The 26,639-nt window shown below is 46.7% G+C and carries 21 protein-coding genes; 10 read left to right on the plus strand and 11 right to left on the minus strand.

Features of this window, described 5'->3' with window-relative positions; genetic code table 11:
- Nucleotides 1–191: 191 nt before the first annotated feature.
- The 6 genes from FW415_RS13085 to FW415_RS13110 form a co-directional block, all read right to left on the minus strand.
- Entirely contained in the window at nt 192–716 is a 525-nt protein-coding gene (locus FW415_RS13085) for a hypothetical protein (protein WP_148385661.1), read from the minus strand.
- 25 nt (nt 717–741) lie between these two features.
- A complete protein-coding gene (locus tag FW415_RS13090) occupies nt 742–1,206 on the minus strand; it encodes a hypothetical protein (RefSeq protein WP_148385664.1) in 465 nt (154 codons plus the stop codon).
- A 34-nt stretch (nt 1,207–1,240) separates the two neighbouring features.
- Nucleotides 1,241–2,431 (minus strand): Na+/H+ antiporter NhaA, encoded by a 1,191-nt coding sequence (gene nhaA, locus FW415_RS13095; RefSeq protein ID WP_148385666.1) that lies wholly within the window; start codon nt 2,429–2,431, stop codon nt 1,241–1,243.
- Nucleotides 2,432–2,445: 14 nt separating this feature from the next.
- Nucleotides 2,446–4,542 carry an OstA-like protein gene (locus FW415_RS13100; RefSeq protein WP_148385669.1) on the minus strand — a complete coding sequence of 699 codons (2,097 nt, stop codon included), beginning with the start codon at nt 4,540–4,542 and terminating at the stop codon, nt 2,446–2,448.
- A gap of 5 nt (nt 4,543–4,547) precedes the next feature.
- Nucleotides 4,548–5,543 carry an MlaD family protein gene (locus FW415_RS13105; protein ID WP_148385673.1) on the minus strand — a complete coding sequence of 332 codons (996 nt, stop codon included), beginning with the start codon at nt 5,541–5,543 and terminating at the stop codon, nt 4,548–4,550.
- 96 nt (nt 5,544–5,639) lie between these two features.
- Nucleotides 5,640–6,911 (minus strand): N-acetylmuramoyl-L-alanine amidase, encoded by a 1,272-nt coding sequence (locus FW415_RS13110; protein ID WP_148385676.1) that lies wholly within the window; start codon nt 6,909–6,911, stop codon nt 5,640–5,642.
- A 436-nt stretch (nt 6,912–7,347) separates the two neighbouring features.
- Between FW415_RS13110 and FW415_RS13115 the strand changes: the two genes are divergently transcribed.
- Nucleotides 7,348–9,912: a putative LPS assembly protein LptD gene (locus FW415_RS13115; protein WP_148385678.1), complete on the plus strand. Its 2,565-nt coding sequence runs from the start codon at nt 7,348–7,350 to the stop codon at nt 9,910–9,912.
- Nucleotides 9,913–9,940: 28 nt separating this feature from the next.
- On the opposite strand, the gene FW415_RS13120 is transcribed toward FW415_RS13115, so the two are convergent.
- The 4 genes from FW415_RS13120 to FW415_RS25385 all read right to left on the minus strand — a co-directional run bounded on the left by FW415_RS13120 (nt 9,941) and on the right by FW415_RS25385 (nt 12,142).
- Nucleotides 9,941–10,279: a helix-turn-helix transcriptional regulator gene (locus tag FW415_RS13120; protein ID WP_148385681.1), complete on the minus strand. Its 339-nt coding sequence runs from the start codon at nt 10,277–10,279 to the stop codon at nt 9,941–9,943.
- A 283-nt stretch (nt 10,280–10,562) separates the two neighbouring features.
- Nucleotides 10,563–11,054 (minus strand): hypothetical protein, encoded by a 492-nt coding sequence (locus FW415_RS13125; RefSeq protein ID WP_148385683.1) that lies wholly within the window; start codon nt 11,052–11,054, stop codon nt 10,563–10,565.
- Between the two features lie 241 nt (nt 11,055–11,295).
- Nucleotides 11,296–11,580, minus strand: a complete 285-nt coding sequence (locus FW415_RS25380) for a helix-turn-helix transcriptional regulator (protein WP_246858734.1) — start codon at nt 11,578–11,580, stop codon at nt 11,296–11,298.
- Between the two features lie 175 nt (nt 11,581–11,755).
- The gene (locus FW415_RS25385; RefSeq protein WP_246858735.1) at nt 11,756–12,142 is read right to left on the minus strand and encodes an AraC family ligand binding domain-containing protein; all 387 of its coding nucleotides are present in this window, start codon (nt 12,140–12,142) and stop codon (nt 11,756–11,758) included.
- A 214-nt stretch (nt 12,143–12,356) separates the two neighbouring features.
- Here FW415_RS25385 and FW415_RS13135 point away from each other — a divergent pair, with 214 nt between their 5' ends.
- The 5 genes from FW415_RS13135 to FW415_RS25145 all read left to right on the plus strand — a co-directional run bounded on the left by FW415_RS13135 (nt 12,357) and on the right by FW415_RS25145 (nt 16,603).
- A complete protein-coding gene (locus tag FW415_RS13135; RefSeq protein WP_148385685.1) occupies nt 12,357–13,175 on the plus strand; it encodes a phytanoyl-CoA dioxygenase family protein in 819 nt (272 codons plus the stop codon).
- Entirely contained in the window at nt 13,175–14,044 is an 870-nt protein-coding gene (locus tag FW415_RS13140; protein ID WP_148385687.1) for a sugar phosphate isomerase/epimerase, read from the plus strand. Before FW415_RS13135 ends, FW415_RS13140 begins: the two co-directional genes overlap by 1 nt.
- Nucleotides 14,045–14,129: 85 nt before the next feature.
- Nucleotides 14,130–14,873 carry a hypothetical protein gene (locus FW415_RS25135; RefSeq protein WP_148385689.1) on the plus strand — a complete coding sequence of 248 codons (744 nt, stop codon included), beginning with the start codon at nt 14,130–14,132 and terminating at the stop codon, nt 14,871–14,873.
- A gap of 1 nt (nt 14,874) precedes the next feature.
- The gene (locus FW415_RS25140; RefSeq protein WP_148385691.1) at nt 14,875–15,144 is read left to right on the plus strand and encodes a hypothetical protein; all 270 of its coding nucleotides are present in this window, start codon (nt 14,875–14,877) and stop codon (nt 15,142–15,144) included.
- 19 nt (nt 15,145–15,163) lie between these two features.
- Complete coding sequence (locus tag FW415_RS25145) at nt 15,164–16,603, plus strand: hypothetical protein (protein WP_148385694.1); 1,440 nt, start codon at nt 15,164–15,166, stop codon at nt 16,601–16,603.
- A gap of 173 nt (nt 16,604–16,776) precedes the next feature.
- Here FW415_RS25145 and FW415_RS13160 read toward each other — a convergent pair whose 3' ends face one another.
- Complete coding sequence (locus FW415_RS13160; protein WP_148385696.1) at nt 16,777–18,285, minus strand: sulfatase; 1,509 nt, start codon at nt 18,283–18,285, stop codon at nt 16,777–16,779.
- Between the two features lie 210 nt (nt 18,286–18,495).
- Between FW415_RS13160 and FW415_RS13165 the strand changes: the two genes are divergently transcribed.
- The 4 genes from FW415_RS13165 to FW415_RS13180 are packed head-to-tail and all read left to right on the plus strand — an operon-like array spanning nt 18,496 to nt 26,637.
- Nucleotides 18,496–21,657, plus strand: coding sequence for a TonB-dependent receptor (locus tag FW415_RS13165; RefSeq protein WP_148385698.1), 3,162 nt, complete (start codon nt 18,496–18,498; stop codon nt 21,655–21,657).
- The gene (locus FW415_RS13170; protein ID WP_148385701.1) at nt 21,654–23,624 is read left to right on the plus strand and encodes a RagB/SusD family nutrient uptake outer membrane protein; all 1,971 of its coding nucleotides are present in this window, start codon (nt 21,654–21,656) and stop codon (nt 23,622–23,624) included. The genes FW415_RS13165 and FW415_RS13170 overlap by 4 nt, the downstream gene beginning before the upstream one ends.
- 26 nt (nt 23,625–23,650) lie before the next feature.
- A complete protein-coding gene (locus FW415_RS13175; RefSeq protein WP_148385704.1) occupies nt 23,651–24,577 on the plus strand; it encodes a DUF5017 domain-containing protein in 927 nt (308 codons plus the stop codon).
- The gene (locus tag FW415_RS13180; protein WP_148385706.1) at nt 24,574–26,637 is read left to right on the plus strand and encodes a VCBS repeat-containing protein; all 2,064 of its coding nucleotides are present in this window, start codon (nt 24,574–24,576) and stop codon (nt 26,635–26,637) included. Before FW415_RS13175 ends, FW415_RS13180 begins: the two co-directional genes overlap by 4 nt.
- The last annotated feature ends 2 nt before the right edge of the window (nt 26,638–26,639 follow it).

Below are 26,639 nucleotides of genomic sequence, written 5' to 3' on the forward strand. Positions count from 1 at the left end.
GTTTCCGCCGCTGGTCATGTTGTAACTCATCAAACAGCACCCGCCGGTTTCCGCCGCTGGTCATGTCGCAGCTCATCAAACAGCACCCGTCAGTTTCCGGGGAACTTCGGAAGCGGGCTCACCATCCTCCGGGCCTCCATCAAACAAAAAGTCCCCCGGTTTTCCGGAGGACTTTCAAAAAGCGTTCGTTATCATTTAAATGTGTACCGTGCGGATACCCCGATCAGCTGTTCACCAATGAAATCATGCCCACCGGTAAAGTTGAAGAACGGTTTTGCGTCCGCACTCAGGTTCAGCGGGATGCTCTTGAAGGTGTACTCCACCCCGAAGATACCGTCAAGTCCCACAACAGCGTCCGTACCGTCGTTATGGCGACGTCCGTTATCCCAGTAGTAGTCTCTCCAGAACCCAACATGGGCACCGCCACCGGCGTACATGTTCCACTCGGATTTGTTGGTAAAGCCCCAGTGAAACTGGTATAGCCCTGTGAAAGTGACGTTGGAGCCTGCATCGTCCCTGCCACCGAAGTAATGGGATACGATCCCCTCAATTGCGTGCGGCCCTTGCAGGAAATGCTTTGCTGTGAAACCTACTGTCCAGGGATTGGTACGTATGCCGAGTGCCGTCTTGTAATCCGCGGGAGAACCGCCGCGCTGCGCATTTGCCTGGAAGGCCATCAAAGAAAGTACTCCGAAGAGCAACAGAATCCTTTTCATATAGTTGTCTTTATTTTAAAAAAAGTTATTTCCTGCGTCCGAAAATATACCTGGCCGAAATGCCGAATTCCGCCAGTTCCGAAGAAGTGGTAAAGTGAATGGCAGGCTTCCAGTCCAGGCTCAGGTTGAGCGGGATGCCGGAAAAATTGTAGTTGATGCCGGCAATGCCGTCTACTCCCGCCAGGAACTCCTGGCTGCCTTCGGTCTCCCTCGTGCCGATGTGCGCTCCGCCGCCTGCATACCATCCAAATCCCTGTATGGTCAGTGCGGAAAGATCGAAATGATGCTGATACAAGGCCGTCAGCGAAGCTGTTTTGTTATACAGTCCCACAATGGCTTCCGCAGCTGAACGCTCCGTAAAGAAATACCGGCCGGTCACCCCCAGCGGCAATCCCAGGCGCACCCCCGCCTCAAGACGGGGCGTTTCCTGTGCCGGTGCTCCGGTCGCAAAGCCCAGTATCATTAAAACGGTAATGGCGCAGTGTCTCATGTGATCTCGTATTTACAATAACAATGCCAAAGGCTTACGCTGCTACTTCCCTGCATGTGGCACGGAGGAAGATGAAACCTCCGAGACCGGCAACAACGGAGGCCAGGATAACGGACATCACGGAGACCACCTGGATGTCCACCTCTTTGAACGCCAGGGTGGCAATAAAAATGCTCATGGTGAAACCGACGCCTGCGATCATGCCTACCCCCCATAACTGTTTCCAGTTTGTGTTGGACGGCAGGCTGGCCAGTTTCAGTTTTACGGCCAGGAAACAGATCAGGAAGATACCCAGTGGTTTGCCCAGGACGAGGCCTGCCATCACGCCGAAACTAACGGAATGGGAGAATGCCTGCATGAGATCGGCCGGGAAGGCAATAGCCGTATTGGCAAGCGCGAATGCCGGCATAATGAGAAAGTTCACCGGATCATGGAGATTGTGTTCCAGGGCATTGATCTTGCCCAGCGGAATGGTGAATGCCAGCAGCACACCGGCTATTGTGGCATGGATGCCGGAGTTGAAGATGCAATACCAGAGGATGATGCCGGGGATGAAATAGAATATGAGCCGTTGTACTTTCAGGTAATTGAGCAGCAACAGCAGCGCAAAGATGCCGCCACCGATGTACAGGTACATCGTATGCAGTTCATCCGTATAAAAAATGGCGATCGTGAGGATGGCGCCGAGGTCATCGATAATAGCAAGGGCGGTCAGGAATATCTTGAGGCTGATGGGCACACGGGAACCGAGAAGGGAAAGGATGCCAAGGGAGAAGGCAATGTCCGTAGCCATGGGTATTCCCCATCCATGCCCGAAAGGCGTGCCGTTGTTGAATAAAACATAGATCAGCGCAGGAGCCAGCATACCGCCTGCAGCGGCAAGGACGGGCAAAAGCGACTTCCTGATGGAGGCCAGCTCACCGGTGGTCAGTTCCCGCTTGATCTCCATGCCTACGAGGAAAAAGAAGAGTACCATAAAGCCGTCGTTGATCCACAGCAGCCAGGAGTTAGGGAGGTGCAACCCCTGCCATTCATAATGATGCCCCCCGGCGGGATCGAACAGCGTGTTGAAGAAACTTACGTAGGGTGTTGCCCAGGCAGAGTTGGCAAGAAACAGCGATATAACGGTGCAGGCAATCAGCACAATGCCTACCGCACGGCTATCCGCCAGAAATTGAAATATAGGTGATATCAGCTTGTTCCTTACTTTCCCGATAATATTCATGCTTGTCGTTTTGTTTATTGTCCGATCAATTCGTATTTCGATTTTGGCTTCCGGTGGATCATCCATTTGAACCCGGGCAGCAGCTTCTGCTCTTCCGGCATCTGGGTAAAGGGATACATTGTAGCTTCCGCTTCCTTGATAAATACCACTCTTTCCAGTTCTCCGTTTTCGAAATATATATGCGTGGTGGCGGACAGCAGCCGGTTCACGCTGATGTAGGCGCTGTCGTCGTCCCTGACATAGTAAATATTCTCCGCATTCCCGTTCACATGCATGGAATCCAGCTTTTCATCACCAAAATACCCCAATACGGTATTCCCTTTCACCTGGTTGTACATACCAGGGCCTGCTTCACTGATAATGAGTGCATTCTGGTCGAGCAGCAGCTTGTCTGCTTTCTGGTTTTTGGTGAACAGGAAGATGGTATCCCCGAACATCTGGTTATCGCTGGCCCAGAGCACCGGGTCTTTATACATCCTGAAAATGGAATCCACCCCCGAGTAATATATGCTGTCCGCTACGCCTTGCAGGGAATCTGAATAGATCTTGACGTTATGGTAGGCGATAATGAATCTTTTCTCTGTAGTGTCTTTAGGCTCGGCTGTTACCGGTGATAGTGCAGCCGGTGTTGAATCTGCCAGCACAAGCGGTACGGGAAAGGCTGCAAGCGAGGAATCCCTTTTTACGAGGCTGGTGTCTGTTTTGACGACCCGTTCCAGCAGGGCGTTGGCCATGGAATCCGCCCGGTTGATGCGTTCCGGCAATGTAGCGTTGACCGAATCGGTTTGCACCGCGAGGGCAGGGGGGACCGTGTCTTTGAGCCGTATGCCTGCCGCTTTGACGGTTGAGATAGAGTCTGCTCTGATAGAAGGGGTTGTATCTTTGATCACGAGACGCGGAGCGATGCTGTCTTTGAGGGCCGGATGAGCGGAATCCCCTTCCGCGATGTAACCGGAATCCGTCACGACAACTTTGTCCAGCAGGGCGGTAAAAGCGCTATCCTTTTGCCGCGGAACGGCCATAACTGCCGCACGAGCGCTGTCTTTCGGTCCCCTGAGCGCAGTATCGCCAGCAACGGCAACGGTGCTGTCTGTTCCATTTTGGGGAGCGGCAATGCTGTCCCGCTGCAATCCGATAATGCCGGAGAACAGCGTATCTGCCGCCACAAAAAGCGTATCGGTCTTTCCCTCCAGGATCATCACCGGCTTTTGTGTGGCCAGCACTGTTTTCAGGTTCTGGTCCACAATACCGTAGTTGGCCAGTACAGCTATTTTCTGGGCGGTATCGCGCCAGATCATATTGCCGGTGGCTACAGAAATACCGGAAGCTTTATCGGTCTGAATGTCATTGGCGGTAAAGGTATTGGTGCTGTCCTCGATCACCGGACGCTGGCTGAAGCTCCCGTAACCGCTCGCGGTGTTATAGTACCCATTGGTAACGTACATGGTGGTCTTGCCATCGTTGATGGTCGTCGGCACCAGGATGGTGGCTATTTTTGAATTGGTGTTGTAGAGGAGCGTGTCTGTGCTGAGGGTGAATCCAGGGTCCACGATCACCACATTTTTCTTGAAATAAACATCCTTGGTTTCGGCATAATAAATGCCCTCCTGGCTCGTGAGCACGGACGATTCGTTGACCAGCCTGCCATTCCGGGTATAGGTGCCGATCTTGGTATTCATATCGTACTGCAACTCCGGGCTGGTAAGCACCACCTTGTTATCGGTTAGTTTGGCGTTGCCGGTGAGGGTTGCCAGCCGCTGATTGCCGAGATAGATCAGGTAGTCGGAATACGTGTGAATGCTGTCATTCTGGTTGATATGAACGTTTCCCCAGGCTTCGATCTTGTTGCTTAACGCATCAATATCCGCACTGTCGCAGTACATGTAACTGGTTCCCTGCCGGAAGGATACATTCCCTTTCACTCTTCGTTTGGAGATGGTATCTGTGGTGGTATTGATCACGAAATCCGCATGCAGGAGATCGATGCGTTTGGAGGTGGTATCCTCCTGTACCGGTGATAAACGCATGCGGTCATGGCTGTTTGCAGCCAATAGGCCGGTAGCACCTGTTACTGCTAGCAGGATAAGGCCGTATCGTAATTTCCTGATCATTTCCTTTATTGTAATTGCAAGGTATCAGAGGGAATAGGCACTACCTTGTTCTTTCTGCCGAAGACGCTCAGGTGTACATACCTCCAGGGGTTGTAACGGAGGTCTTCCAGCAGTTTGTTAAGGCTGCCGAGAGATGTCTGCAGATTGTTATACGCAGCCCTGTCATTCATCAGCATACCGAGTGTGCCATCTGTGCTGTTTACTTTGGATACCACACTGTTCAGCTGTGTAACGGTATGGCTTAATTGAGCGAGCGCAGTGTCCAGCTGGCCGTTGGCCAGTGTGCCGGATGCTTTGTCGAAGTTGCCGAGAATATTGGAGATCTTGTCATTATTATCCTTCAGGTTGGCGGAAACGGCTTCGAAGTTGGCAAAGGTGCCGCCGATCCTGCCATTATCCGCAAGCATGCCGTTGATGGAGCGGGTGGCATTGTCCAGGTTGTTCATAGTCCCGCTAAGTCCCGCTACTGCTGTACGGATATTATGCTTGGTAGTGGTGTCGAACACCGAGTTTACGGTGAGCAGGAGGGTATCCACTGCACCCAGGGTCATTTCCAGCTTTTTCACAAGCGGGCTGAGTTGTTCTTTGAGCGCATCGGTAATGGAACCGTCTACGGCAGCATAAATAGTGTCTTTATTTTTCAGATAGGTGTTGGCGTTACCAAAATCGATCTCTACTTTCCGTGTGCCGAGGAGATCAGAGCTGATACGGGCCACGGAGTTTTCCGGTATCTCTATCTCTTTGCTGATCTGCAGGGTCACCAGAATGCGCCCGGCACGTTTGTCCATTACTTCCAGGCCCAGAACACTGCCAACGGAGAGGCCGTTCACGACTACGGCATTGGAAGGGGCGAGGCCGTTCACCTGGGTATATACAGCGTAAATGGTCTTCTTGTTGGAAAACAGGCTTCTGCCTTTCAGGATATTGAACCCGATCACCAGTAATACTATTCCCAGCGCTGTCAATACGCCTACTTTTGTTTCGTTAGATATTTTAAGCATCGAGATAAATCTAAGGTTTCGTGTGCAAAAATAGATAAAAACAATGGTGCAGCCGCCGCAGGAGACAGAATTAACTCAAAAGACGGGCCAGCGTAACTATGGTTCGACCCTGGTGCCGTTCTGATAGGTTACCACAAAAGCATCTTTAAAGCCCTGCTGCCTTGCTTTATACATGGCAGAGAGGGCTTCGGCCTCTGTGCGGAAATTGCCCCAGGTATATTTATTTAACTTTTTGTTGCCCTGGTTCATTACTTCACGGTCGATCGTACCGTCCAGCTTCTCGAAAAGGTCTGCGCCACGGGCGTACACTTTTTCGGTGGTCATCAGCTGCACTTTGTAGTACACCGCTTTGAGGTCGGTCACAGGAGTGTTGTCCGACTGCACACTAACGGAAGCGGGTATATGCTGGCGGGCGGGGGCAGCAGGTGGTTCTGCCGGCACTGTATTGCCGGCGGCGGAACGGGCGGAATTGTACACTTTTTCCAGTTCGTCCTTATACCGCTTTACAGCGCGGTAGATGCACTGGGCCATTTCATTCTGGCCATTGGCGGAGTTCAGGTAATCTTCTTCCTCCGGGTTGCTGATGAATCCCAGTTCCACCAATACGCTGGGCATGGCGGTGGCATGCAGCACCAGGATGCCTTTTTCATTACGCTGGCGGGCACCGCGGCTGATCCGGCCTACTTTGGTGAATTCATCTTCCACAAGGGTGGAGAGGCGCAGGCTTTGATCGAAGAAAACGTTGCGGAGGGTGTTCAGCATAATGATGGTTTCCGGGTCATTGGTGTCCATCAGCTGCTGGGTTTCCTCAGAGTTGGCATCCAGTACGATCACCGAGCTGTTCCGGAGCGATTCCGCCTTCGCATTGTTCTTCCCGGTGGCCCAGATATAGGTTTCCGTCCCCTTGGCAGGGTTGGGCACCCTTTTATATATGGGCACTTTCCTGGAATATTTCTTGCCTTTGCTGTTCCTCTTCGTTACATATTTGTAACCCGTCACCTTGGAGAGGCTGGCTGCGGCATTACAGTGGATGGATATAAAAAGGTCGCCCTGGGCTTGATTGGCAATAGCGGCTTTTTTATGTACATCATCAAAACGGTCCGTTTTCCGGGTGTACACTACCTTGACGTCCGGCATGGCATCTTCAATGATCTTCCCGAGTTTGAGGGCCACATCCAGCGCTACATCCTTCTCATAAGAATATTTGCCTCTTGCACCCACATCCTGCCCTCCGTGACCGGCATCTATTACAATGGTACGGATAGGCTTATCCTGTACCGGTAAATCCGGTGTAATTTTTGCGTAAACGAACAGGGAATAGATCAGTCCTATACCCGATCCGAAAAGTAAAACTCTTATCCAGCGCATGTCAGCAGTTTATTTTAATGGGTTGTATGTAATGCTAAAAAGGTCAGTATTGATTGTTCACAATAATTTTATACATATATGATGCACGCCGATCCGCTATTCCATACCGTCTTCCCATCCCGGGCCTTCAGCGTACTATGTAATAATTTGTATAAAATCATGTAGGTTTGTGCCCGCTTAACACATGGACCCTTTCTGCAAAAATAATTATAAAAACTTTTTAAGGCGGCTGTTCCTGCCTTTGATTCTTCTTTTATTAACGGCGCTGCCGCTATTAAAAGACGAATTTGCCCGTGCGGGCGTACTTCCGGTTGTGCACTTTAACAAAACTTTCACAGATACCGTCCCACAGCCACATACCGTCAAATTTCCCTCCAAAGAAGATATCGATTCCTCTTTTTTCAAAAATGATACCACCCGGCCGGTCATCAAAAGGATGGCAGATACCATTCCGCCAATGAACCTGGTGGACAGTGTTTTCATACCGGACAGCACTTTGCAGCCTGACAGCAGCCTGACGGTCAAGGACAGCATACCGGTGAAATTGTCGAAAGACAGTCTTTCTGCGCCTGTGTACTATAAAGCGCAGGATTCCATCGTAATGCTGGTAAAGAAAAAGGAATTCCGGCTATATAACAAGGCCGATGTAAAATATGAGCAGACGCAGCTGACCGGCAACACGATGAATTTTAACCAGTCCACCGGTATTCTCACGTCCCGCATGGGTAAGGATACTTCCGGCAAACCTTTCGAGAAGCCCGTCCTGAATGACGGTTCTACCAGTTCGGAGATGGACTCCGTGCAATACAACTTCAACAGCGGCAAGGCCATGATCTTTCAGACCAGGGCGCAGTACGGAGAGGGCTATGTGAGCAGTACCAAAGTGAAGAAACAGCCTGATAACACCGTATTCGGCTTCAAAAACGGATATACGACCTGTAACCTGGATACGCCCCACTTTGCGTTCCGGGCAAGGAAGATCAAGGTGATACCGGACAAGCTCATTGTATCGGGACCGGCAAACCTGGAAATAGAAGGTATTCCCACCCCGTTGTTCATTCCCTTTGCCATTTTCCCGATCAGTCATGGACAGCGTACCGGTCTGTTGCCTCCACAATACGCCGTGAACCAGCAGAAAGGGATCGGCCTGGAGAATGGGGGCTATTATTTCGGGCTGGGGGAGTACCTGGACCTTACTGTTCGCGCCGATGTGTACTCTTACGGCAGCTGGGGGTTCACGCTGAGCCCCACCTACCGGAAGCGCTACAAGTATAATGGTGGTTTCAACATTGCATTTTCCAATTCCCGCTTCGGGGACCCCGAGGTAAAAACAGAGTTTACCACCTCGAAGGACTTCCGCGTGACCTGGAGCCACAGCCAGGATGGGAAGGCCCGCCCCGGAACGAATTTCGGCGCCAGCGTTAACTTCGGTACTTCTGCCTACAACCAGTTCAATGTAACGAATGCTGCCACCCGTATGAATAATATGATGTATTCCTCCATCAACTATTCCAAAAGCTGGGTCGGCAAGCCATATAACCTTACCCTGGCACTGGGGCACGACCAGAATACCAGTACCCGGCAGGTAAACATCAAACTGCCCGACGGGTCTTTTACCGTGAACACCCTCTATCCCTTCCAGGCGAAAGAAATGGTGGGTACCCCCAAATGGTACGAGAAGATCGGTGTCAGCTATAACGGTTTGCTGCGGAATACAGTGAGCTTCGTGGATTCTACCTTCGGCAGGCCTGCGATGTTCGATAAAATGCAGACCGGCATGCAGCACCAGATACCGCTTACCCTGTCCATTCCCATCATGCGCAACCTGACGCTGACACCAAGTGTTTCCTATACGGAAAAGTGGTACCTGAAGCAGCAGGTCGTATCCTGGAACGAGACTTCTGAAGGCTTTGATACAACGTTCAACAGCGGATTCTACCGGAGCAGCGCTATGTCTACTTCCGCATCCCTGGCCACGGCCATATACGGGATGTATGCGTTCAAAAATAAAAATTCAAAGGTGCAGGCCATCCGCCATGTGATGCGCCCGAACGTAGGGGTGAGTTATACGCCTGACCTCGCGAGCAAGGACTATTACATGCTGCAGATCAACAAGGAAGGGAAGATGCAGCGGTATTCCTATTATGACAATTCGCCTTTCGGTCCCTCCAATCCTGAAACCTTCGCCGGTATCACTTTCGGGATAGATAATAACCTGGAAATGAAGGTGAAGTCGGACAAGGATACTTCCGGCATGAAAAAGATCAAGCTGCTGGATGGCTTCGGGTTCAGCGGGTCCTATAACCTTGTCGCCGATTCTTTCCGGTTGTCGCCCATCTCGCTGAATGCAAGAACCAACCTGTTCGATAAAGTGAACGTTTCGGCGGGAGGTACCCTTAATCCATACCAGGTGGACAGCTTTGGCCTGCCGATCGACAAGTACGTCTGGCAGGGCCAGAACTTCAGTGTGGGGCGTTTGACCAATGCCAATATTGCCATCAGCACTTCGTTCCAGAGCCAGGATAAAAAGAGCAAGGAAAAAGAACAGCTGAAGGAAGACCTTGCGGATCAGGATGAACAGCCTGATGCCCAGTTGGAAGAGCAGCGCCGCCAGGCGGAACTGATGAGGTCCAACCCGGGAGAGTATGTGGATTTCGATATTCCCTGGCGGCTCGACCTTTCCTATAGTTTGAATTATTCCCGTGCCAGAACGGTGGACCGTTTGCGGGACACTACGATATTCACGCAATTCCTGGGTTTCAGTGGTGACTTCAGCCTCACACCCAAGTGGAAAATTATCATGAGCAGTGGTTTCGACTTCCGGTTGAAACAGATCTCCTATACTACACTAACGATCTCGCGCGATCTGCATTGCTGGCAGATGAGCATCAACCTCGTGCCTTTCGGCAGCTATCGTCAGTTCAGTATCACCATCAATCCCAAGGCAGGTATCCTGCGGGATCTCCGCGTCAACCGAACGCGGCAGTTCTTCGATTTGTGACGATTGCCCCGCGCAGGGGCAAAGAGGCTCATTTATACACCGGTTTGCTTCCTGTGTTAAACACATTGTCGTCCTCTTCCTGGTCTGTATGCAGGAGTTTGATATGCAATACACGCTCGATATCGGTCAGGGTGTCGATGGTAAAATTGTGTGTGCCGCTCAGCCATTTGGACACCACGGAAACCTGCTTGTGCAGGGCCTCCGCCAGCTGAGTTTGCGTCCATCGTTTGGCCTGCAGGCCTTTATATATACGGGCGGCCAGTTTCATCCTGGCATCCGTGCGGGCCTGCTCTTCGGGCGTAATGGCCTGTACTAATTTTTCCAGGAATTCTCCTGAATAATCGTTGGTATTTGTTTTCCTTTTCATCTGTTAATGTTTTTTACGGGTCAGATGGAATGTTATTTCATCTGTTAATGCTTTTTTACGGGTCAGAAGGAATGCTATTTCATCTGCTAATATTTTTTACGGGTCAGATGGAATGTTATTTCATCTGTACTATTATTCCTTAGTCAGAAGGAATGCTATTTCATCTGCCAATATTTATTTTTACGGCCAGATGGAATATTATTTCACCTGTTACTATAGTCAGATGGCATGTTATTTCATCTGTTTATGGGTCAGATCTTATGTTACTTCATCTGTTCATTTTCTAGTTGATCAATACAAGATTTCCCTGAAGGATCAATTCATCATCCGACAAATACAGGGAACCGTGTTCCAGCTTGGTGCGGATGATCTTCGAAAAATGCATCATCTCATGTACTGCAGAACTAAGCACCGGATCATCCTGCCATTTCCGGATATGCTTCGGCTTTGGGCCCCCGCTGCCGGCAATGACCACTTGATCTGTAAGCCGCAAGCAATACAACCGCATGTTCTTTTCCGGAACATCGTACAGCGCACATACCAGGTCGTCCCATTCAAGCCCTTCTTCCATCTTGAAGAAATTTTCGAGCACCCCCGTTTGTGTGCCTATAGACCTTAGCCGCCTGACGATGTCCATGATCTCACATGGGTAGTTGTTGATGAATTTGCCGCAAAATTGCTCAAACAATACATTCTGCTGATGGCTGCAATAAATACTGTAAACAGATGCCTCCTCTCCGGAAACATGGGTTAAACGAACTAATTTGTTCTTCACAATCTTCTCTTTTACAAAGTTAACAAACTTTTCTGGAATTTCACCTATAAGTGAAAATTTTTCTCAAAAAAGATATTATTTTACCGTAAAGGGATACTATTTTGACGTGAAATTAAATAATACTTCGGGAATAAAAATCACCGGGGGCAGAAAAAACGGCAAAAAAATGTTGTCGCCACCGGCGCTGACTGAAGCGTGAAAGTATGATGCTGTCGAAGATAATTTCCACGGAATCCTTAGGTTACTTCGCCCGAAACACTTTCGGCGATACCCCAAACTTCTCCTTGAATAACCTGGAAAAATAGTACGGTGAATCAAATCCGATATGGTAACCGATTTCTTTGATACTTAGCCTGGTAGTCTTCAACAGTTCCTCCGCTTTATCCAGGCGCAGATCGAGATGATACTGGTTGGGAGATTTGCCGGTCAACTGTTTGAACGATTTCCGGAACCTGGAATAGCTGACAGGAAATTGCGCAGCCAGTTCTTCCATATTGATATTGTTCCGGAGTTGATTCTGTAGCATAAAAACGGCTTGGGAAATCCATATGGATTCAGGATTGCTCTCCGTTTCTTCCATTGATCGCACTTTGTTCAACAGCCCCAGCATCTGCAGTGCTATTCCCGAAATGACTTGCGGGTAGCCGATTTGCGCCTGGGAGACAATGCCCAGCAATTCGGCAAATGCGGACAGCAGCGCTTTATTTAATCCGGGTCCTGATCAGCGGATTTTTTCGATCAAAGAATTTTTCCATAACATATTGCGGGTATCTCCCGTTGAACCCTACCCAATATTCCTCCCAGCCAACAAGTGGATCGGGTTTATAACGGTGCCAGACCCCCGGGAACAGCATGAAGCACGTGCCCGCGCCTACCTCCTGCGGCGCCGTTTCCGCGGACTCGAATACGCCGCTCCCATCGGTGATGAAAACGATATAGTAACCATCGAGGATCCGTCCCTTGTTCCAGGAAAAAACATGGTCTCCCGGATGCTGGTAGTTGTCCGGGTAACGTGCATGCTTGTCTGTTCTGCAATAACCAGCCGTAGTGATATAAAATCCCCAGTCCCTTATCCTGATCACTGACATGCAGGTATTTATGATAGCTTTCCATAACGGGTGTGCTTGGATGACCAGCCCAAACATACTGAAAGCCTGTATTTTATACAAGCAGCGTTTCCTTCGCTTATAGCATGGAAAACAAAATCAGAAAGTGCAAATATCAAGACTGTTTTGTCATTTTATCAGCGGTGCTGCCGGGCTACATTTGAGCCATCATTTTCGCCAACAAAAAAACACGTTTATGAAAAACACCTTGCATAACGAACAGATCAGTTTCTACCGGGAGAACGGCTATGTGATCATAGAGGATTTTCTGGACCCCGAAGAGCTTGAACAGTGGCGGCAGACAGTCACGCAGGCGGTCAAAGACAGGAACGGGTTGAAGATACCGGGAAAAGATATCCGGTTAGGAGAGGACGATGGCATCAATGAAGATGCGGCCTATTTCAATAATGTTTTCGATCAGTTGCTGAACCTGTGGCAAACCAGTACGGCGGTTAAAGCGTTGATGCTGGATGAGCGCATCGGGAAAATGGCCGCAGAGCTGGCAGGAGTGGAGGGTATCCGCATCTGGCATGATCAGGCGTTGATCAAACGGCCATGGGCTAATCCAACCTCCTGGCATCTGGATACCCCATTCTGGTCTTTTTCAGACCGGCGGGCATTATCCATCTGGGTAGCGCTGGATGACGCTACCCTAGAAAACGGTTGCCTGTTCTTTATCCCGGGCTCACATAAAACCACTTCTTTTAAAAATGCCGGTATCGGTAAAAATATGGGCGGCATTTTCGATGTTTATCCGGAGTTCCGGACCGTCAAACCCCATGCCGCGGTAATGAAAGCAGGGAGCTGTTCCTTCCACAACGGGCTGACTATCCATGGCGCACACGCCAACATGACGCCCGGATTCCGGCGTGCCATGACCTGCGCCTATATGCCCGATGGCAACACGTATAACGGCATACCGAATATTCTTCCTGATGAATACGTGAAAACATTGAAAACCGGTGATCTGCTGGATAATGAAGCACTCATGCCCCTCATCTATACAACACGCTGATGCAAATCGATTTTTATTGCCCCCGCTGGGGTTCGGAAGATGTGAGCTGGCCGCGTTTCGCGCAGCGGGTGAAGCAGGACGGATTTGCCGGGGTCGAGGTATTCCCCCTGGCGGATAGCCCCAAAAATACCGATATGCTCCAGTCGCTCGGGGATGCAGGTCTTTCGTACATCCTGCTTCATGCCGAACTTCAGGAAGGAAAAGATTTTAACCGGTATGTGGATGCGTTGACGCGCAATCTTTATACATTACTGGAGTATCAAACTGCTGCCGGCAAACCCGAGTTTATCGTTTCGCAGACCGGGCGCGAATATTATACCCGTGCGCAAATGGAAATCTGTTTTGCGGTATGTGACCGTATAAGCCGTGAATCTTCAGTGCGGATCATCCATGAAACGCATCGCAACAAATGGTCGTTTGCTGCCCATATTGTGCAGGAGTACCTGACGGCATTCCCCTCACTCGAATTGGCGCTGGACCTGTCCCACTGGGTCTGTGTATCCGAGAGTTATCTGGAAGACCAGGCGGATGCTGTTGAACTGGCCATCCGGCACAGCAGGCATCTCCATGCCCGCGTCGGTTTCCCGGAAGGTCCGCAGGTAACCGATCCAAGGGCGCCTGAAAACCAGGAAGCGCTCCGGCATCACCTGGCATGGTGGGATCAGTGGATACACCATTTGATCCAGACCGGGAGCCAGCGGGCCACCATCACGCCGGAGTTCGGGCCTTATCCATATATGGCCTTCCTTCCATTTACCAGGCAACCGCTTTCACCGCAGTACGAAATTAATTGCTGGATGAAGGATCTGCTTGAAACACGATATGCGGGGATGATGAAAGGGGAGGGTTCCCCGGAACCGGCCAAATAGGCTATGTTTGCGTTGCGCCGCTTTCGGAGCGGAAGAGAATAGCATTATAATTTCGTTTTCCCTGAAATTTGAATGGTAAATTTAAATGAGACCAACAATAATTATTTCTACTATCCTTATGTGCCTGTTTACCGGCCTGTCCAATGGGCAGATCGTTCATGACCCCGCGGACAAGACGGTGAGGATAACGACTACAGATCAAAAGTTGTCGCTGCTGATCAACTACTCCCGCGGTTGCCGGATCTCGACCCTGGAAGTAAACGGTGTAAATACATTGTCTCCTTCCGGAATTTTCACCGCCGTCCGGGCGGCAAACGGATCATGGCAGTCCTGGGGCGAACGACAGCAGCTTTCGGTGAAGGAACGGCCCGGCAGGATAATCATTGATGGCATACGCTATGGAAAGATCGGGGAATCGTGGAGTTTTACACTGGATGGAAACAAGATTGCATGGACGATCAGCAGAAGGTACGATGAAGATCAATTGCTTGAGGAGATGGCCTTGCCGGTATGGCATTTCGCGGATATTTCTACGTGGAAAGGAGGGATACTCGATAACGGCGGGGTTGTTTGGTGCAAATACCTCGCAGCCCCAAACGATACTTACGGTGTACATACCGGCGGCGTTACATTCTGGAATGAAGAGAGCGGGGATGCCCTGAAGATTTCAGCAAGGGCAGACGGCTCCCGGTCAATTGCTACCAAATATTCACAGGACGAACAGGGGTGCGTTTACCTGCACTCACCTCGTCACCGGCAACGATCTGCGTCAACGTTACCACCTGAGCCGGTTTGTTTCCCGAAAGGCGGATATATTTGCACCTTTTGAAGTGAGAAAAGGCAAAGTTGAGGTTACCTGCGAATTGCAGTATCTCGATTATTCGGAGACCTATGACCGCGGCACACTACCGGGCATCGATGTCTTGGCCGTACGGGAACTGCTGAATACAACGGGCCGGTACGGCGTGGTTGACAACAAGATCGTAGGCGCCAATGGCTGGCTCACCAACTGGAAGTGCCTGCATGAACCTTTCTTTGCCCAGATTGGACTGGCATTGAACGACAAGCACTATACGGAAAAACCTGTCCGCCACACTTGACCAGGAAAGAGACTTTGCCATGCGGGAAGACGGCCGTGTGCTTTCGCGTTGGCATGATGTACCTGGGGACGAGATACCCGGCACCTATAACCGTGAAACCGGATATTATGAAGCCAAATGGGGATATACCATTGACTCCCAGACGGGCTACGTTATCAATACTGCCGGCCAGTTCGATTTAACCGGCGATCTGAACTGGCTGAGATCGCATCAGCAATCCTGTGAAAGGGCACTGGACTGGCTGATCCGGCGGGATACCGATGATAACGGGATTTTCGAGATGATGAACGGCCATATTTCGGAACAGAAAGCGAGTGACTGGCTCGATATTGTATGGGCGGGTTTTGAAAATGCCTTTGTCAATGCCCAACTATATGAAGCACTCAACCAATGGGCCGGATGTGAGCTGGTACTTGGAGACACGGGCAAAGCGGCCCGCTATCAGCAAGTTGCCCGGCGATTGAAGGATGCCTTTAACAAACCGGTTGACGAAGGAGGTTTTTGGTCTCCCGCCAAAAAACAGTACGTGTACTGGCGGGACAATGACGGCACGATCCGGGGCGATAATCTGGTAACACCGGTAAATTTTGCCGCCATCGCTTTCGGACTTTGTGATGATCCCGAACGCATCGCCACCATTCTCGGGCACATCGAGCAGCGTATGATCGCCGAAAGCCTTTTTCATTGGCCACTTTGTTTTGATTCTTTCAGACAGGAAGAAGTACATAGCAATAACTGGCCTTTTCCGACCTATGAGAATGGCGATATCTTTCCCACCTGGGGTTATCTGGGCATCCGGTCCTATGTACGATACAACAATGCGCTCGCCATGAAGTATATCAGCAATATCCTTGTGCAATACCGTAAAGACGGGTTATCCGCTCAACGCTACACCAGGGTGGGGCAGACCGGCGTGGGCACAGATATCCTGGCGGGCAGCAGCACGACCGTAACGGCGCTCTACAGTGATATTTACGGCATCCGTCCGAAATGGAACCGCATGGGACTGGAGCCGAATATGGTGCCCGCGCTGAATGGTACTCAATTCTCCTACACGCTTCGGGATACTGTTTACACGTTTACGCTGAGTGTGGACGATTACCGGATGAAGACCGCCGGATTTTCCGTGAAAAGCAGCAATGCCTTCGGTGCGGGAAAATCCGGAAACGACCTGGTTTTTTTCCCGGGAAACAGGGAAGACAGTAAGCTGGTATGTTATGCAGGTGCCAACGAGTTCATCAATCTAGAAGTGAACTATTGGGAGGCCGGGGGCTGCAAATGGACAGTCAGGAGTGCCAATAACCGCGGTTTTCGTGTTTACGGGCTAAAGCCGGGCGCACGGTATCAGTTGATGGTCAATGGACAGGCAACGGAATTGCGGGTAGAAATAGACGGCACACTCGCCATAAACACCAGCTTTTCCGGTCCCGCAGCCTTTACGCTGAAGTTGCTCGTATAGCTGACCTGGCAAAACCGTATGTTGCAGCGGATCACCCAACTATCGGCCCCTCCATGATAAATCGCCAGTAATTATAGATACAACCAACGGTAAGAGCGTAAAATCAGCATGCAAAAGGTATGCCCATGAATTTGCATTTGTTCCTGATCATCACTATAAAATACAATAACTATTTATTTTTTGTTAGTCGGAGATTTAGCAGGTATAGCGGTTGTATAGGGATATTTTTCTAAATAATCGCCGCCATTATTTAAACGAGGATCCCTGGTTTCTTTCATCCAATTAGCTAACTCGGTACTTAACTTCTCCCTGGTTTTTAGATATCTTTTATCCAGTGCAACATTTTTCAGCTGGTTCGGATCATTTTTAAGATCATAAAGTTCTTCTGCGGGTCTTTTCAGAAAAGCCAGCTGAAAAAAAGGAGCTATTTCCGGTTCATTTTTATGTGCTATGATATAGGTTTTAGTTGGTGAACCATCAATATCACCATACATTCCAGAACCCATTTCAGGATCTCCGGCAGGCCAGCGCTCAGGACGAAAGTTTCGGATATACAAAAAGTCTTTAGTACGAATACCTCTGGCCGGGTAGCCTATATTACCTTCGCGAACTTCAGCATGCCTTTCTCTTTCAACAAACATTTTATCACGCCCCAGCGTTTTTACTTTTCCGGTAACCAAAGATAACAGGCTTTTTCCTGACATTACAGAAGGAACAGATTGGCCGGCTGCCTCCAGAAAAGTAGGGGCAAGATCATTAAACCCAACAAAATCTGACAATTCTTGTCCCGCTTTTATTTTTCCAGGCCAAATAATAGCTAAAGGAACATGGGTGCCCGCATCATATAAATTAGCCTTGGCACGAGGGAAAGGCATTCCGTTGTCACCGGCAATTACAATTAATGTGTTTTCCAATTCTCCTGCGGCCTCCAATATCTTTATTACCTCTCCAACTTCCTTATCAAATTCTTCTACCTCATAATAATAATCTAAAATATCGCTCCTGATCTCAGGCCTGTCTGGTAAAAAAGCAGGAACTGTAACAGAAGCAAGGGTTTTGCCTGTATGGGCTCCCATCCCTTGCTTGTAGGGACGATGAGGATTTGTACTTCCGTACCAGAAGCAAAAAGGTTTATCTTTAGGTTTACCTTTATAAAATTCTTTAAAGCCAGGATAACTTTGGCCTGCAGGGTTATGTTCATAGCCTCCTAATTGATACTGTCCGGGCCCCCAGCCTTTCTTATATAATCCTACTGTATAGCCCTGAATAGATAATAGTTCTGTATAATTAGGAAACTTCTTTGGCAGAAAACCCCTTAAATGCACCCCTTCTTCAAGGTTGTGTGGCCACTGTCCGGTTAATAAAGAAGCACGGGAAGGTGAACATGACGGCGTTGTAAAAGCATTAGTAAACAATGCTCCACTCTTTGCTAATTTGTCAAAATTAGGCGTTTTAACAGCTTTATCACCATAAATACCCGCATTGGGATATCCCCAGTCATCTGCAATTAAAACCAGAATGTTAGGCATCTGTTTTTGATCAGTATGGTAAGCAACAGCTTCTCTATTTATATAAGCAGAGGAAAAAAATAAGATTGTGGCAAGTAAAATACTTGGCATGCCTATGCTTCTGATTAGCACATTAACATACTTACTTTTGCTATAAAACTGATAGATATTCATTTCAATAATTTATATATAAGGACATTCTTTACCGGGCAACAATGAATTTTTCATAAAAAAAATAAAAACATTTTGATTTATATACTATTTTCTTACATTTGATATGTAGTACATATATACAAAACTACGTAAAAAAACCACGTTATAGACAAAACCACGTTATAAACAAAACCACGTTGTAGACAAAACCACGTTATAAACTGATATGATATGATTAAACACATTGCTACTATGTCTGTGGCATTGCTCCTGTTAATTGTGGGAGCATTTTGTCAAGATAATCCTTTCGTAGTCTCCGGAGTTATAATCGACTCCGAAAAAAGAGCGCCCCTTCCTTATGCCAGTGTCAATTTATTAGGGTCCAGTTTACGCACAACAACTGATAGTGCTGGTAAATTCACTTTGAGGGTGCCTAATGGTAATGGAACCTTAAGAATTAGATTTATGGGGTTTGAAACTCAAGAAATTGGGATTAGGGGGCGAAGTATCATTAATGTGTCTCTTTCGCCTTCAACTAATTCATTAGATGGAATTGTTGTGATAGGGTATGGAACGGTTACAAAGCGTGATCTGACTGGAGCGGTAGGCAAGGTAGAAATGGCTGATATGGAAAAAGCACCTGTTGCTTCTTTTGAGCAAGCGCTAGCGGGACGTTTAGCAGGGGTAAGGGTCGCAGCAACCGATGGTCAACCGGGCGAGGGACCTAGTATTGTAATCAGAGGAAATAATTCTTTGACTCAAAGCAATTCGCCTTTATATGTTATTGATGGGTTTCCAATGGAAAACTTTAATAGTAATTCCATAAACATGGCAGAAATTGAGTCGATAGAAGTGTTAAAGGATGCTTCATCAACCGCTGTTTATGGTGCCAGAGGAGCTAACGGAGTTATTATGCTGACCACAAAAAAGGGAAAAGCTGGAGCAACTCAAGTCAATTACAATGGTTTTAGCGGGTTTGCAAATGCAAATAATAGCAGGCTGGATGTTCTGGGACCATACGATTTTATAGCACTACAATTAGAAATTGATCGTCCAAGAGCAACAAACTTCTATTTTGTAGACGATGATCCAACAACTCATGATTTAACTTTAGAAGATTATAGAAATGTTAAAGGAATAAATTGGTATGATAAAGTTGTTAGCCCGGCTGCTTTTTTTCAAAATCACACCTTACGCGTTAGTGGTGGTTCCGAAAAAACTAAATTTTCACTTTCTGCTTCTTATTTAGATCAGGATGGTGTGGTAATGCGAAGCGGCTTTGATCGTATGCAGGGGCGCTTTACTTTAGATCATAATATAAATAAGAAATTTAAAGTTGGTGTTAATGTAAACTATTCCGATTCTAAAGTTTCTGGAATTAAACCGCGGGATCAAACTGGTATGGCTGCGGGTTCAGGTAATTCACAGGTGCAAAATTTATTCTACAATTTATGGACTTTCAGACCCATAGGTAACCCTGATTACGATGTGGATTTTGAGGATGTGGAAGTAGACCCTGAAGCTGAAACGTATTTATATAATCCTATAAAAACAGTACAGAATCAACATGATGTAGAAAAAAACAAGCACACAACTTTTAATGGTTATTTAGAATATGATATAGCTAAAGGTTTAAAATTGAGAGTAACCGGCGGGGCAGATCTCTCACGTACCATATCAGAGTTGTTTAATAATTCGAGTACACGAAGTGGTAGTCCATCTACTACTATAGGTAGAAGCAATGGTGTAAATGGAAGCCTTAGCCAGAATGAAATTGTTAATTTATCAAATGAAAACATCTTAACCTACAATAAAAAATTTAATAAGAATCATCGTCTTACAGCGGTAGGAGCATTTTCCGTCCAAACAAGAAAATCGTCCGGCTTTGGTTACAAAGCTAACCAGCTTCCAAACGAAGCTTTGGGGCTAAGCGGATTGGAGGAAGGTATAGTGTATGGTAGTTCGTCTACCAGTACCAATTGGGGACTACTGTCTTATACTGGTAGAGTGAACTATACCCTTTTTGAAAAATACATTTTTACCGCTACCATCAGAGCAGATGGGTCGTCCAAATTTGCAGAGGGAAATAAATTCGGATATTTTCCATCAGGTGCTTTTGCATGGCGCCTGGGTGATGAGAAATTTATGGAAATTTTACCTTTCATTTCAAACGCAAAATTAAGAGCAAGCTATGGGGTAACCGGAAACAATAGAATAAGCGACTTCGCTTATTTTGCAAGAATTGCTTCTGCCGGATACTACCCCTTCGGTTCATCAGTTAACCCGGCATTTACGCAAAGCGTATTTGAAAATAGCACTTTAAAATGGGAAACCACGGGGCAATTTGATGTGGGTTTGGAATTGGGTTTATTCAAGAACAGACTTTCAGCTGAACTGGATTACTACCATAAGAATACCTTCGATTTATTGTATAACTCCCGTCTTCCAACAAGTACAGGATATTCAAGTGCCACGGTGAACTTTGGGAAAATACAAAATAGGGGTTTTGAAGTAACATTTAATTCTCAAAATATTGAAACTAAAAATTTTACCTGGAACTCGAACTTGAATATCTCTTTCAACCAGAATAAGCTTGTGGCGCTAACTATGGATGAAGATAGATTATTTACAACGATACCAAGCTTTGGAACCATTTTTTCAAGTCCGGCTTGGATAAGCAGGGTAGGAGATCAACTGGTTCATTTTTATGGATTTGTGTTTGATGGTGTCTATCAATATTCGGATTTTAACAAACAGGGCGAGCTGAAAAGAGAACTGCCAACAACCGCCGGATTACTTGGTACACAAGCAAGACAGCCTGGTGATGCAAAATATAAAGATTTAAACAATGATGGTATAGTAAACGACGCGGATCAAACAATTATTGGCAATCCTTATCCAAAGCACATTGGTGGATTTAGTAACAACTTTACATATAAAAATTTCGATCTGAATATTTTTTTACAATGGTCATATGGCAATGAAGTTCTCAATGCGAATAAAATCAATATGGAGAACATGAATGGTGGAACACTGAATAGAAATGTCAGCGTTAGTTTTCTCGATAGGTGGACACCGGAAAATCAAAATACTTCGATTCCAAGAAGTGGGTCAAACGGAATTACAGCTGTTTTATCAACGCGCTATATTGAAGATGCATCTTTTCTTCGTTTAAAGACAGTTTCCCTCGGATACAATATTAAGAGAGATCTTATTAAAGGATTAAAGTCTGCAAGAATTTCCCTTTCTGCTCAGAACCTGTATACCTGGACAAAATATTCAGGTCCGGATCCGGAGGTTTCTACAAAAGGTTTTGGGCTAACTCCAGCCTTCGACTTTTCCGCATATCCACAAGTGCAAACAATCGTTTTCGGTTTAAATGTAACGTTATGATGAACATAAAAAATAAATTTATGAAACGGAGTTTTATGGTAATGATAATGACTGTTGTAGCGGTTTTTTTCATTTCATCATGTAAAAAAATATTAGAAACTATACCTTCAGATTTTGTTAGTCCGGAAGTTTATTTTACAAAAAAAGCCAATTTCGATGCAGCATTGAACGGTGTGTATAAGGTGTTAGGGACCAATAATTTATATGGGGATAATTACCAGCATCTTGTAACAGCTACTACTGATGAATTGGTGTATGCTACAGGTGGTAGTATACCTAAAATTCCATGGTATAATGCTACCTCAGCCGATCCGCAAGTTGGTAGCGTGTGGACTGCTCTTTATGATGGTGTAGACCGTGCCAATGTAGTGTTGGCGTATATAGATGGTCCATCTGATCTTACGGATACCGATAGAAAGCATATTAAAGGTGAAACTGTTTTTTTAAGAGCCTACCTTTATTTTATGCTTACGCAATGGTATGGCGATGTACCATTAAGACTTACTGCAACTAATTCTCCATCTGATGCTAACATGCCATTTACACCAACAAAAGAAGTTTATGATTGGGTTATAGATGAGATGATTATTGCAGAGGGCTTGCTTTCTGATCAAAAGGCCACAGATTTTCAATACAGTGAACGTGTAACGCAAACGGCAGTTCAAGCTATTTTAGCAAGGGTATGTTTGTATGCTGCCGGAGAACCAGTTAATGATACCAGACGATATGAAGATGCTGCAAAATGGGCCAGATTAGTTGTCGGATCAGGCATTCATAAGCTCAATCCGGATTATCGTGAAATTTTCAAGCTGCAGACGAAGGATCAGTACGATTTGACCTACAGAGAAAGTATTTGGGAAGTTGGCTTTAGTGTTAACTCCAATGCCCCGGAACAAAGTGCCCCAGGTCAGGTGAGGGTGGGTATTCCTACAAGCAGTGATGTTGTGGGAAGAAGCGATGGCCGGCTTTTCGTTTATCCCAGGTTATTCAGAACATACGAGTCATTTCAGTATACAACAGCCACAAATGCTATCCGGGAAGTATCTCCCGATCAAAGACGTGATTGGTGCGTAGCGCCATTTAAATATAGCGGTGGCGGAATTACTGCACCACCAGCGATGGCTGCGGTTGCTTATAACTTATATTATACCCGTTATCCTGGAAAATGGAGGAGAACGGAGGAAAATGAACCTCGCCTTCCAACTCAAAGTCCTACTAATTATTCAATTATTCGCTATGCGGATGTACTATTAATGTTAGCCGAAGCTGAAACCGCATTAAATTCAGGTCAACCCACTTCAGAAGCTATCGAACTTGTAAATCAGGTACGAAGAAGAGCGTATGGAGAATTTAATGGTAAAATTATTACTGGGATAAACGTCGTGAACGGCGGTACTACAGATTATAGTCAGGTTCCAACTGTAACGATTAGTGGAGCGGGAGGTACTGGAGCAACAGCAGTTGCTGTACTTACGGCTGGTAAAGTATCATCAATACAGGTAACAGATCCTGGTGAAAACTACCCTGATAATACTACTGTAACAATTAGTCCGGCACCTGGGGACAATGGCGCTGGTGCTGCAGCCACTGCTGTTTTGAATGGTAATGGTGAATTAAGCCCCGACCAGACTATAGATCAGGGGGCGTTTCTTAAAGCTATTCAGGATGAACGTTTAATGGAACTGAATGGCGAGTTTTTAAGAAAACAGGATTTAAAACGTTGGGGTATATTGGTGTCTACAGTAAAACAAATGCGTACAGATATAACATCTGGCAGCAGCGATATCAAACCATCAGATGGCCTGCAACTTGTGCCTCCCGCAGTTGTACCTTATGCACCCTCAAATGTAACAAAAACGCATTATACACGTTCGGCTGATAATATTGAGGATAAGAATATATTTCTCCCTATTCCTATAGCCGAATTATTATATAACAATCAGGCTAAGCAGAATCCTGGATACTAGTAATAGTAACCTGTAAAAATAATAGTATGAAAAAAATAATATGCTTACTGTCAATTACAAGTGCGTTTTTCACAGCTTGTTCAGATATGGAGGTTCCAGCTCCTGATGATTTTACAGTTTCGGTAGCAGCTGCTACCGCTAAATTAGGCGATAGCGTCAAATTTAATTTAACCGGGGATCCTGATAATATTGTGTTCTATTCCGGTGAGCGAGGGAGTGAGTATGACAAGCGATTTGATTTCAATTCGAATGAAGGAACACTCGTTTTAAGATTTAGAGGAAATACAAGGGCGGGAGCCACGCTCCCGAGAAATATTTCTGTTCTTGTTTCTACCGATTTTAATGGCGAGTATGATGAAAAAAGTGTTAAAGCGGCAAACTGGACAAATATTACGGACAGGGCCACTATGGCGGCAAATACAGCTACAAATGCAGATGTTGCTTCCGGAGACATTAATCTTGATGATTTGAAGGTAGAGGGGAAGCCGATGTTTATTGCGTTCCGCTATCTTTCAGAGAATCCAACAACTACTGCACAGCGGTATTGGAACATAGGATACCTGGAACTTGTAAATATGGTTCCCGGGAATGATGATTACTATATAACGTCAACTATGGCGGGAGGTCTGTTTAAGGTTGTTGAATTTGCAGGAGCTGATAACCAATGGACCATTAATACCGGACAAACAGCGAATCATAGGTTAATACATACCGCAAATCCAATTAATAAGGAATCAGATGATGACTGGGTAATAAGCACCGATTTTCAGGTGTTTCAAACTTATCCAGGGAAACCTGTTAACATAAAAGATATTACCCAGAAGGCGACCGCAACTTTTTCTCATATGTATGCTGAGCCGGGCATCTATAAGGCTACGTTCATTGCAATGAATGCCAATAGGGAGATTCAGCGAGAGGTAGTTAAAGAAGTGACTGTAAATATAATTCCATGATGGATAAGCTAAAGCTGTTTTTAATAATTTCACTAACTGTTGCCAGTCTTGATTCGCTGGCCCAAAATGTGGGTGCCAGGCCCTTTGTTTTTGGGCATGATAAAGATATCCCCTTGGCTGCATCGGTAATAGGAGCGCCGGATTTTCTTTTTATGGACTGGGATGTTGATGGCGATAAGGATATGCTTACAACAGGCCGTGGTGGCATCTCGCTTATAGAAAATATAGGGAGCAAGAAAAAGCCGAAGTTTAATAATGTATTTGAGCATGAACAAGTTTTACTTAAGGATGCGCGTGTAGGAAGATTTTTTTCCGTCATCCGGCATTCGGGGGTGAAAACCCAGCAAAACTTGACGTCTTTTATCGCTTTTGAGCGCCATCGTCAAATTAGTGATGCCGGTAAAAAGCAATTGGGACTTCATATGTTTATACCTGTTCGGCTTAAAGGCAAAACCACATGGGAGGTGATCAAGGCATTTGATCTGAAAGGAAAACCTGTTCAGAACTTTCTCGATTGTTGGATAAGTCCAACAATCGATGTGGCCGATTTAAACGGTGACGGTAAAGAAGATCTTATTGTAGGTACTTCACATCCACGCATTGCCCAGCCTTCGCTAGATTTTGCTGCAGGGTTTAACAATCCACAAGCGTCATGGAACGCAAATGCCAGCCGCCTGTATATTATGTATAACAGGTCTACGGCCGACAGTCTGATCTTTGATGAACCGCAGGTAATTGAGGCGGATCATTCGCCCGTTTCACCTTATGGTTTTCCATACCCCATTGCGTTTGATATGGACAAAGACGGGTTGACCGATTTAATTGTCGGGCAGCACAAACCCGGTATAATGTATTTCAGAAATACCGGCACGAAGGAACAACCGGAGTTTAGCTTTGCAGGATTGCTTGCTGGTCAAAATAAAGCCCCGATACTTAGCATTCTTGCCATTCATCCCCGCTTTGCAGATCTGGATGGCGATGGTAATGAGGAGTTGCTTGCAAGCACTTATTTCGGTTGTGTAGACAATATCCTGATGTTTAAGCAACAAAATGGGGGCTGGGTTCAACAAGGGCCTTTGATGATGGCCGGCGATCAGAATAGTCCGGTGATGCCGCCGGGCATTGGAACGATAGAACCTGTTGATTGGGACGGAGATGGCGATACGGATCTGGTTGTTGGCTCAGAGCCAGCTGCTCCAAAAGTAATTATCAACACAGGTAGCAATGCTAAACCTGTTTGGGCCATACCAGAACCATTGAAATTTGTGGATGGAAGTCCGGTAGAGTATTACAGCATTGAACGTGGGCTAGGCTCGGTGTGGGGCCCAATGGAATGGTATTTTGAGCGTGTGCTCCCCCGGCTTGCCGACTGGGATGGGGATGGTATTCGGGATATGTTAACCGGTTCGATGGGCCTGCGGCAATTATTGCTGAAAGGGCGGCTGGTGAAAGGAGAACTTCGTTTCGAGAAGCCGGTAGTATTTGAAATTGATGGAGAACCATTGGCCGCTGCTCACAGAGTGCAACCAGCGGTTATTGATCTCAATGCAGATGGACATCTTGATTTAATTGCTATGGATGAGCGAAATGTGCTCAAGCTTTGGCCGGGAAATGGCACAAACAAATTAGAACAATCACAAACATTCCTTGACTATAATGGAAAACCTTTACAAATTAAAACCCGTATCCTGGATATTGGTCATGGCCGCAGTTCGTTTACAATGGCCGACTGGGATTTAGATGGCAAGCCTGATCTGCTCGTGTACCATGCTTTTGACAGGAAACGGGGCGGTATTTTCTATTATCGTGCCTCAGACAAACCAATGCAGTTTGAAAAGCCCATCAAATTATCAAACCAGATTTCATTTCATAACGGAGGTATCAGTCTGTCTGATTGGGATGGCGATGGATACCTGGATATTTTTACCGGAGGCGATAATGGGCATATTCGTAAGCACGCTGTACCGAGGGGTAAACTCTTTTTACTTTCAGGAAAAGACCTGCCGCTTCCGCCAGCAATTCGCAAACCAGAACCCACAACTGTAAAGATTAAACATTAAAC

This window comes from Chitinophaga sp. XS-30 (genome assembly GCF_008086345.1).
GTDB lineage: Bacteria > Bacteroidota > Bacteroidia > Chitinophagales > Chitinophagaceae > Chitinophaga.

Coding starts and splice junctions, on each gene's coding strand:
- FW415_RS13085 (WP_148385661.1), bottom strand. CDS start 716: ATGAAAAGGATTCTGTTGCTCTTCGGAGTACTTTCTTTGATGGCCTTC.
- FW415_RS13090 (WP_148385664.1), bottom strand. CDS start 1,206: ATGAGACACTGCGCCATTACCGTTTTAATGATACTGGGCTTTGCGACC.
- nhaA (WP_148385666.1), bottom strand. CDS start 2,431: ATGAATATTATCGGGAAAGTAAGGAACAAGCTGATATCACCTATATTT.
- FW415_RS13100 (WP_148385669.1), bottom strand. CDS start 4,542: ATGATCAGGAAATTACGATACGGCCTTATCCTGCTAGCAGTAACAGGT.
- FW415_RS13105 (WP_148385673.1), bottom strand. CDS start 5,543: ATGCTTAAAATATCTAACGAAACAAAAGTAGGCGTATTGACAGCGCTG.
- FW415_RS13110 (WP_148385676.1), bottom strand. CDS start 6,911: ATGCGCTGGATAAGAGTTTTACTTTTCGGATCGGGTATAGGACTGATC.
- FW415_RS13115 (WP_148385678.1), top strand. CDS start 7,348: ATGGCAGATACCATTCCGCCAATGAACCTGGTGGACAGTGTTTTCATA.
- FW415_RS13120 (WP_148385681.1), bottom strand. CDS start 10,279: ATGAAAAGGAAAACAAATACCAACGATTATTCAGGAGAATTCCTGGAA.
- FW415_RS25380 (WP_246858734.1), bottom strand. CDS start 11,580: ATGCTACAGAATCAACTCCGGAACAATATCAATATGGAAGAACTGGCT.
- FW415_RS25385 (WP_246858735.1), bottom strand. CDS start 12,142: ATGTCAGTGATCAGGATAAGGGACTGGGGATTTTATATCACTACGGCT.
- FW415_RS13135 (WP_148385685.1), top strand. CDS start 12,357: ATGAAAAACACCTTGCATAACGAACAGATCAGTTTCTACCGGGAGAAC.
- FW415_RS13140 (WP_148385687.1), top strand. CDS start 13,175: ATGCAAATCGATTTTTATTGCCCCCGCTGGGGTTCGGAAGATGTGAGC.
- FW415_RS25135 (WP_148385689.1), top strand. CDS start 14,130: ATGAGACCAACAATAATTATTTCTACTATCCTTATGTGCCTGTTTACC.
- FW415_RS25145 (WP_148385694.1), top strand. CDS start 15,164: ATGCGGGAAGACGGCCGTGTGCTTTCGCGTTGGCATGATGTACCTGGG.
- FW415_RS13160 (WP_148385696.1), bottom strand. CDS start 18,285: ATGAATATCTATCAGTTTTATAGCAAAAGTAAGTATGTTAATGTGCTA.
- FW415_RS13165 (WP_148385698.1), top strand. CDS start 18,496: ATGATTAAACACATTGCTACTATGTCTGTGGCATTGCTCCTGTTAATT.
- FW415_RS13170 (WP_148385701.1), top strand. CDS start 21,654: ATGATGAACATAAAAAATAAATTTATGAAACGGAGTTTTATGGTAATG.
- FW415_RS13175 (WP_148385704.1), top strand. CDS start 23,651: ATGAAAAAAATAATATGCTTACTGTCAATTACAAGTGCGTTTTTCACA.
- FW415_RS13180 (WP_148385706.1), top strand. CDS start 24,574: ATGATGGATAAGCTAAAGCTGTTTTTAATAATTTCACTAACTGTTGCC.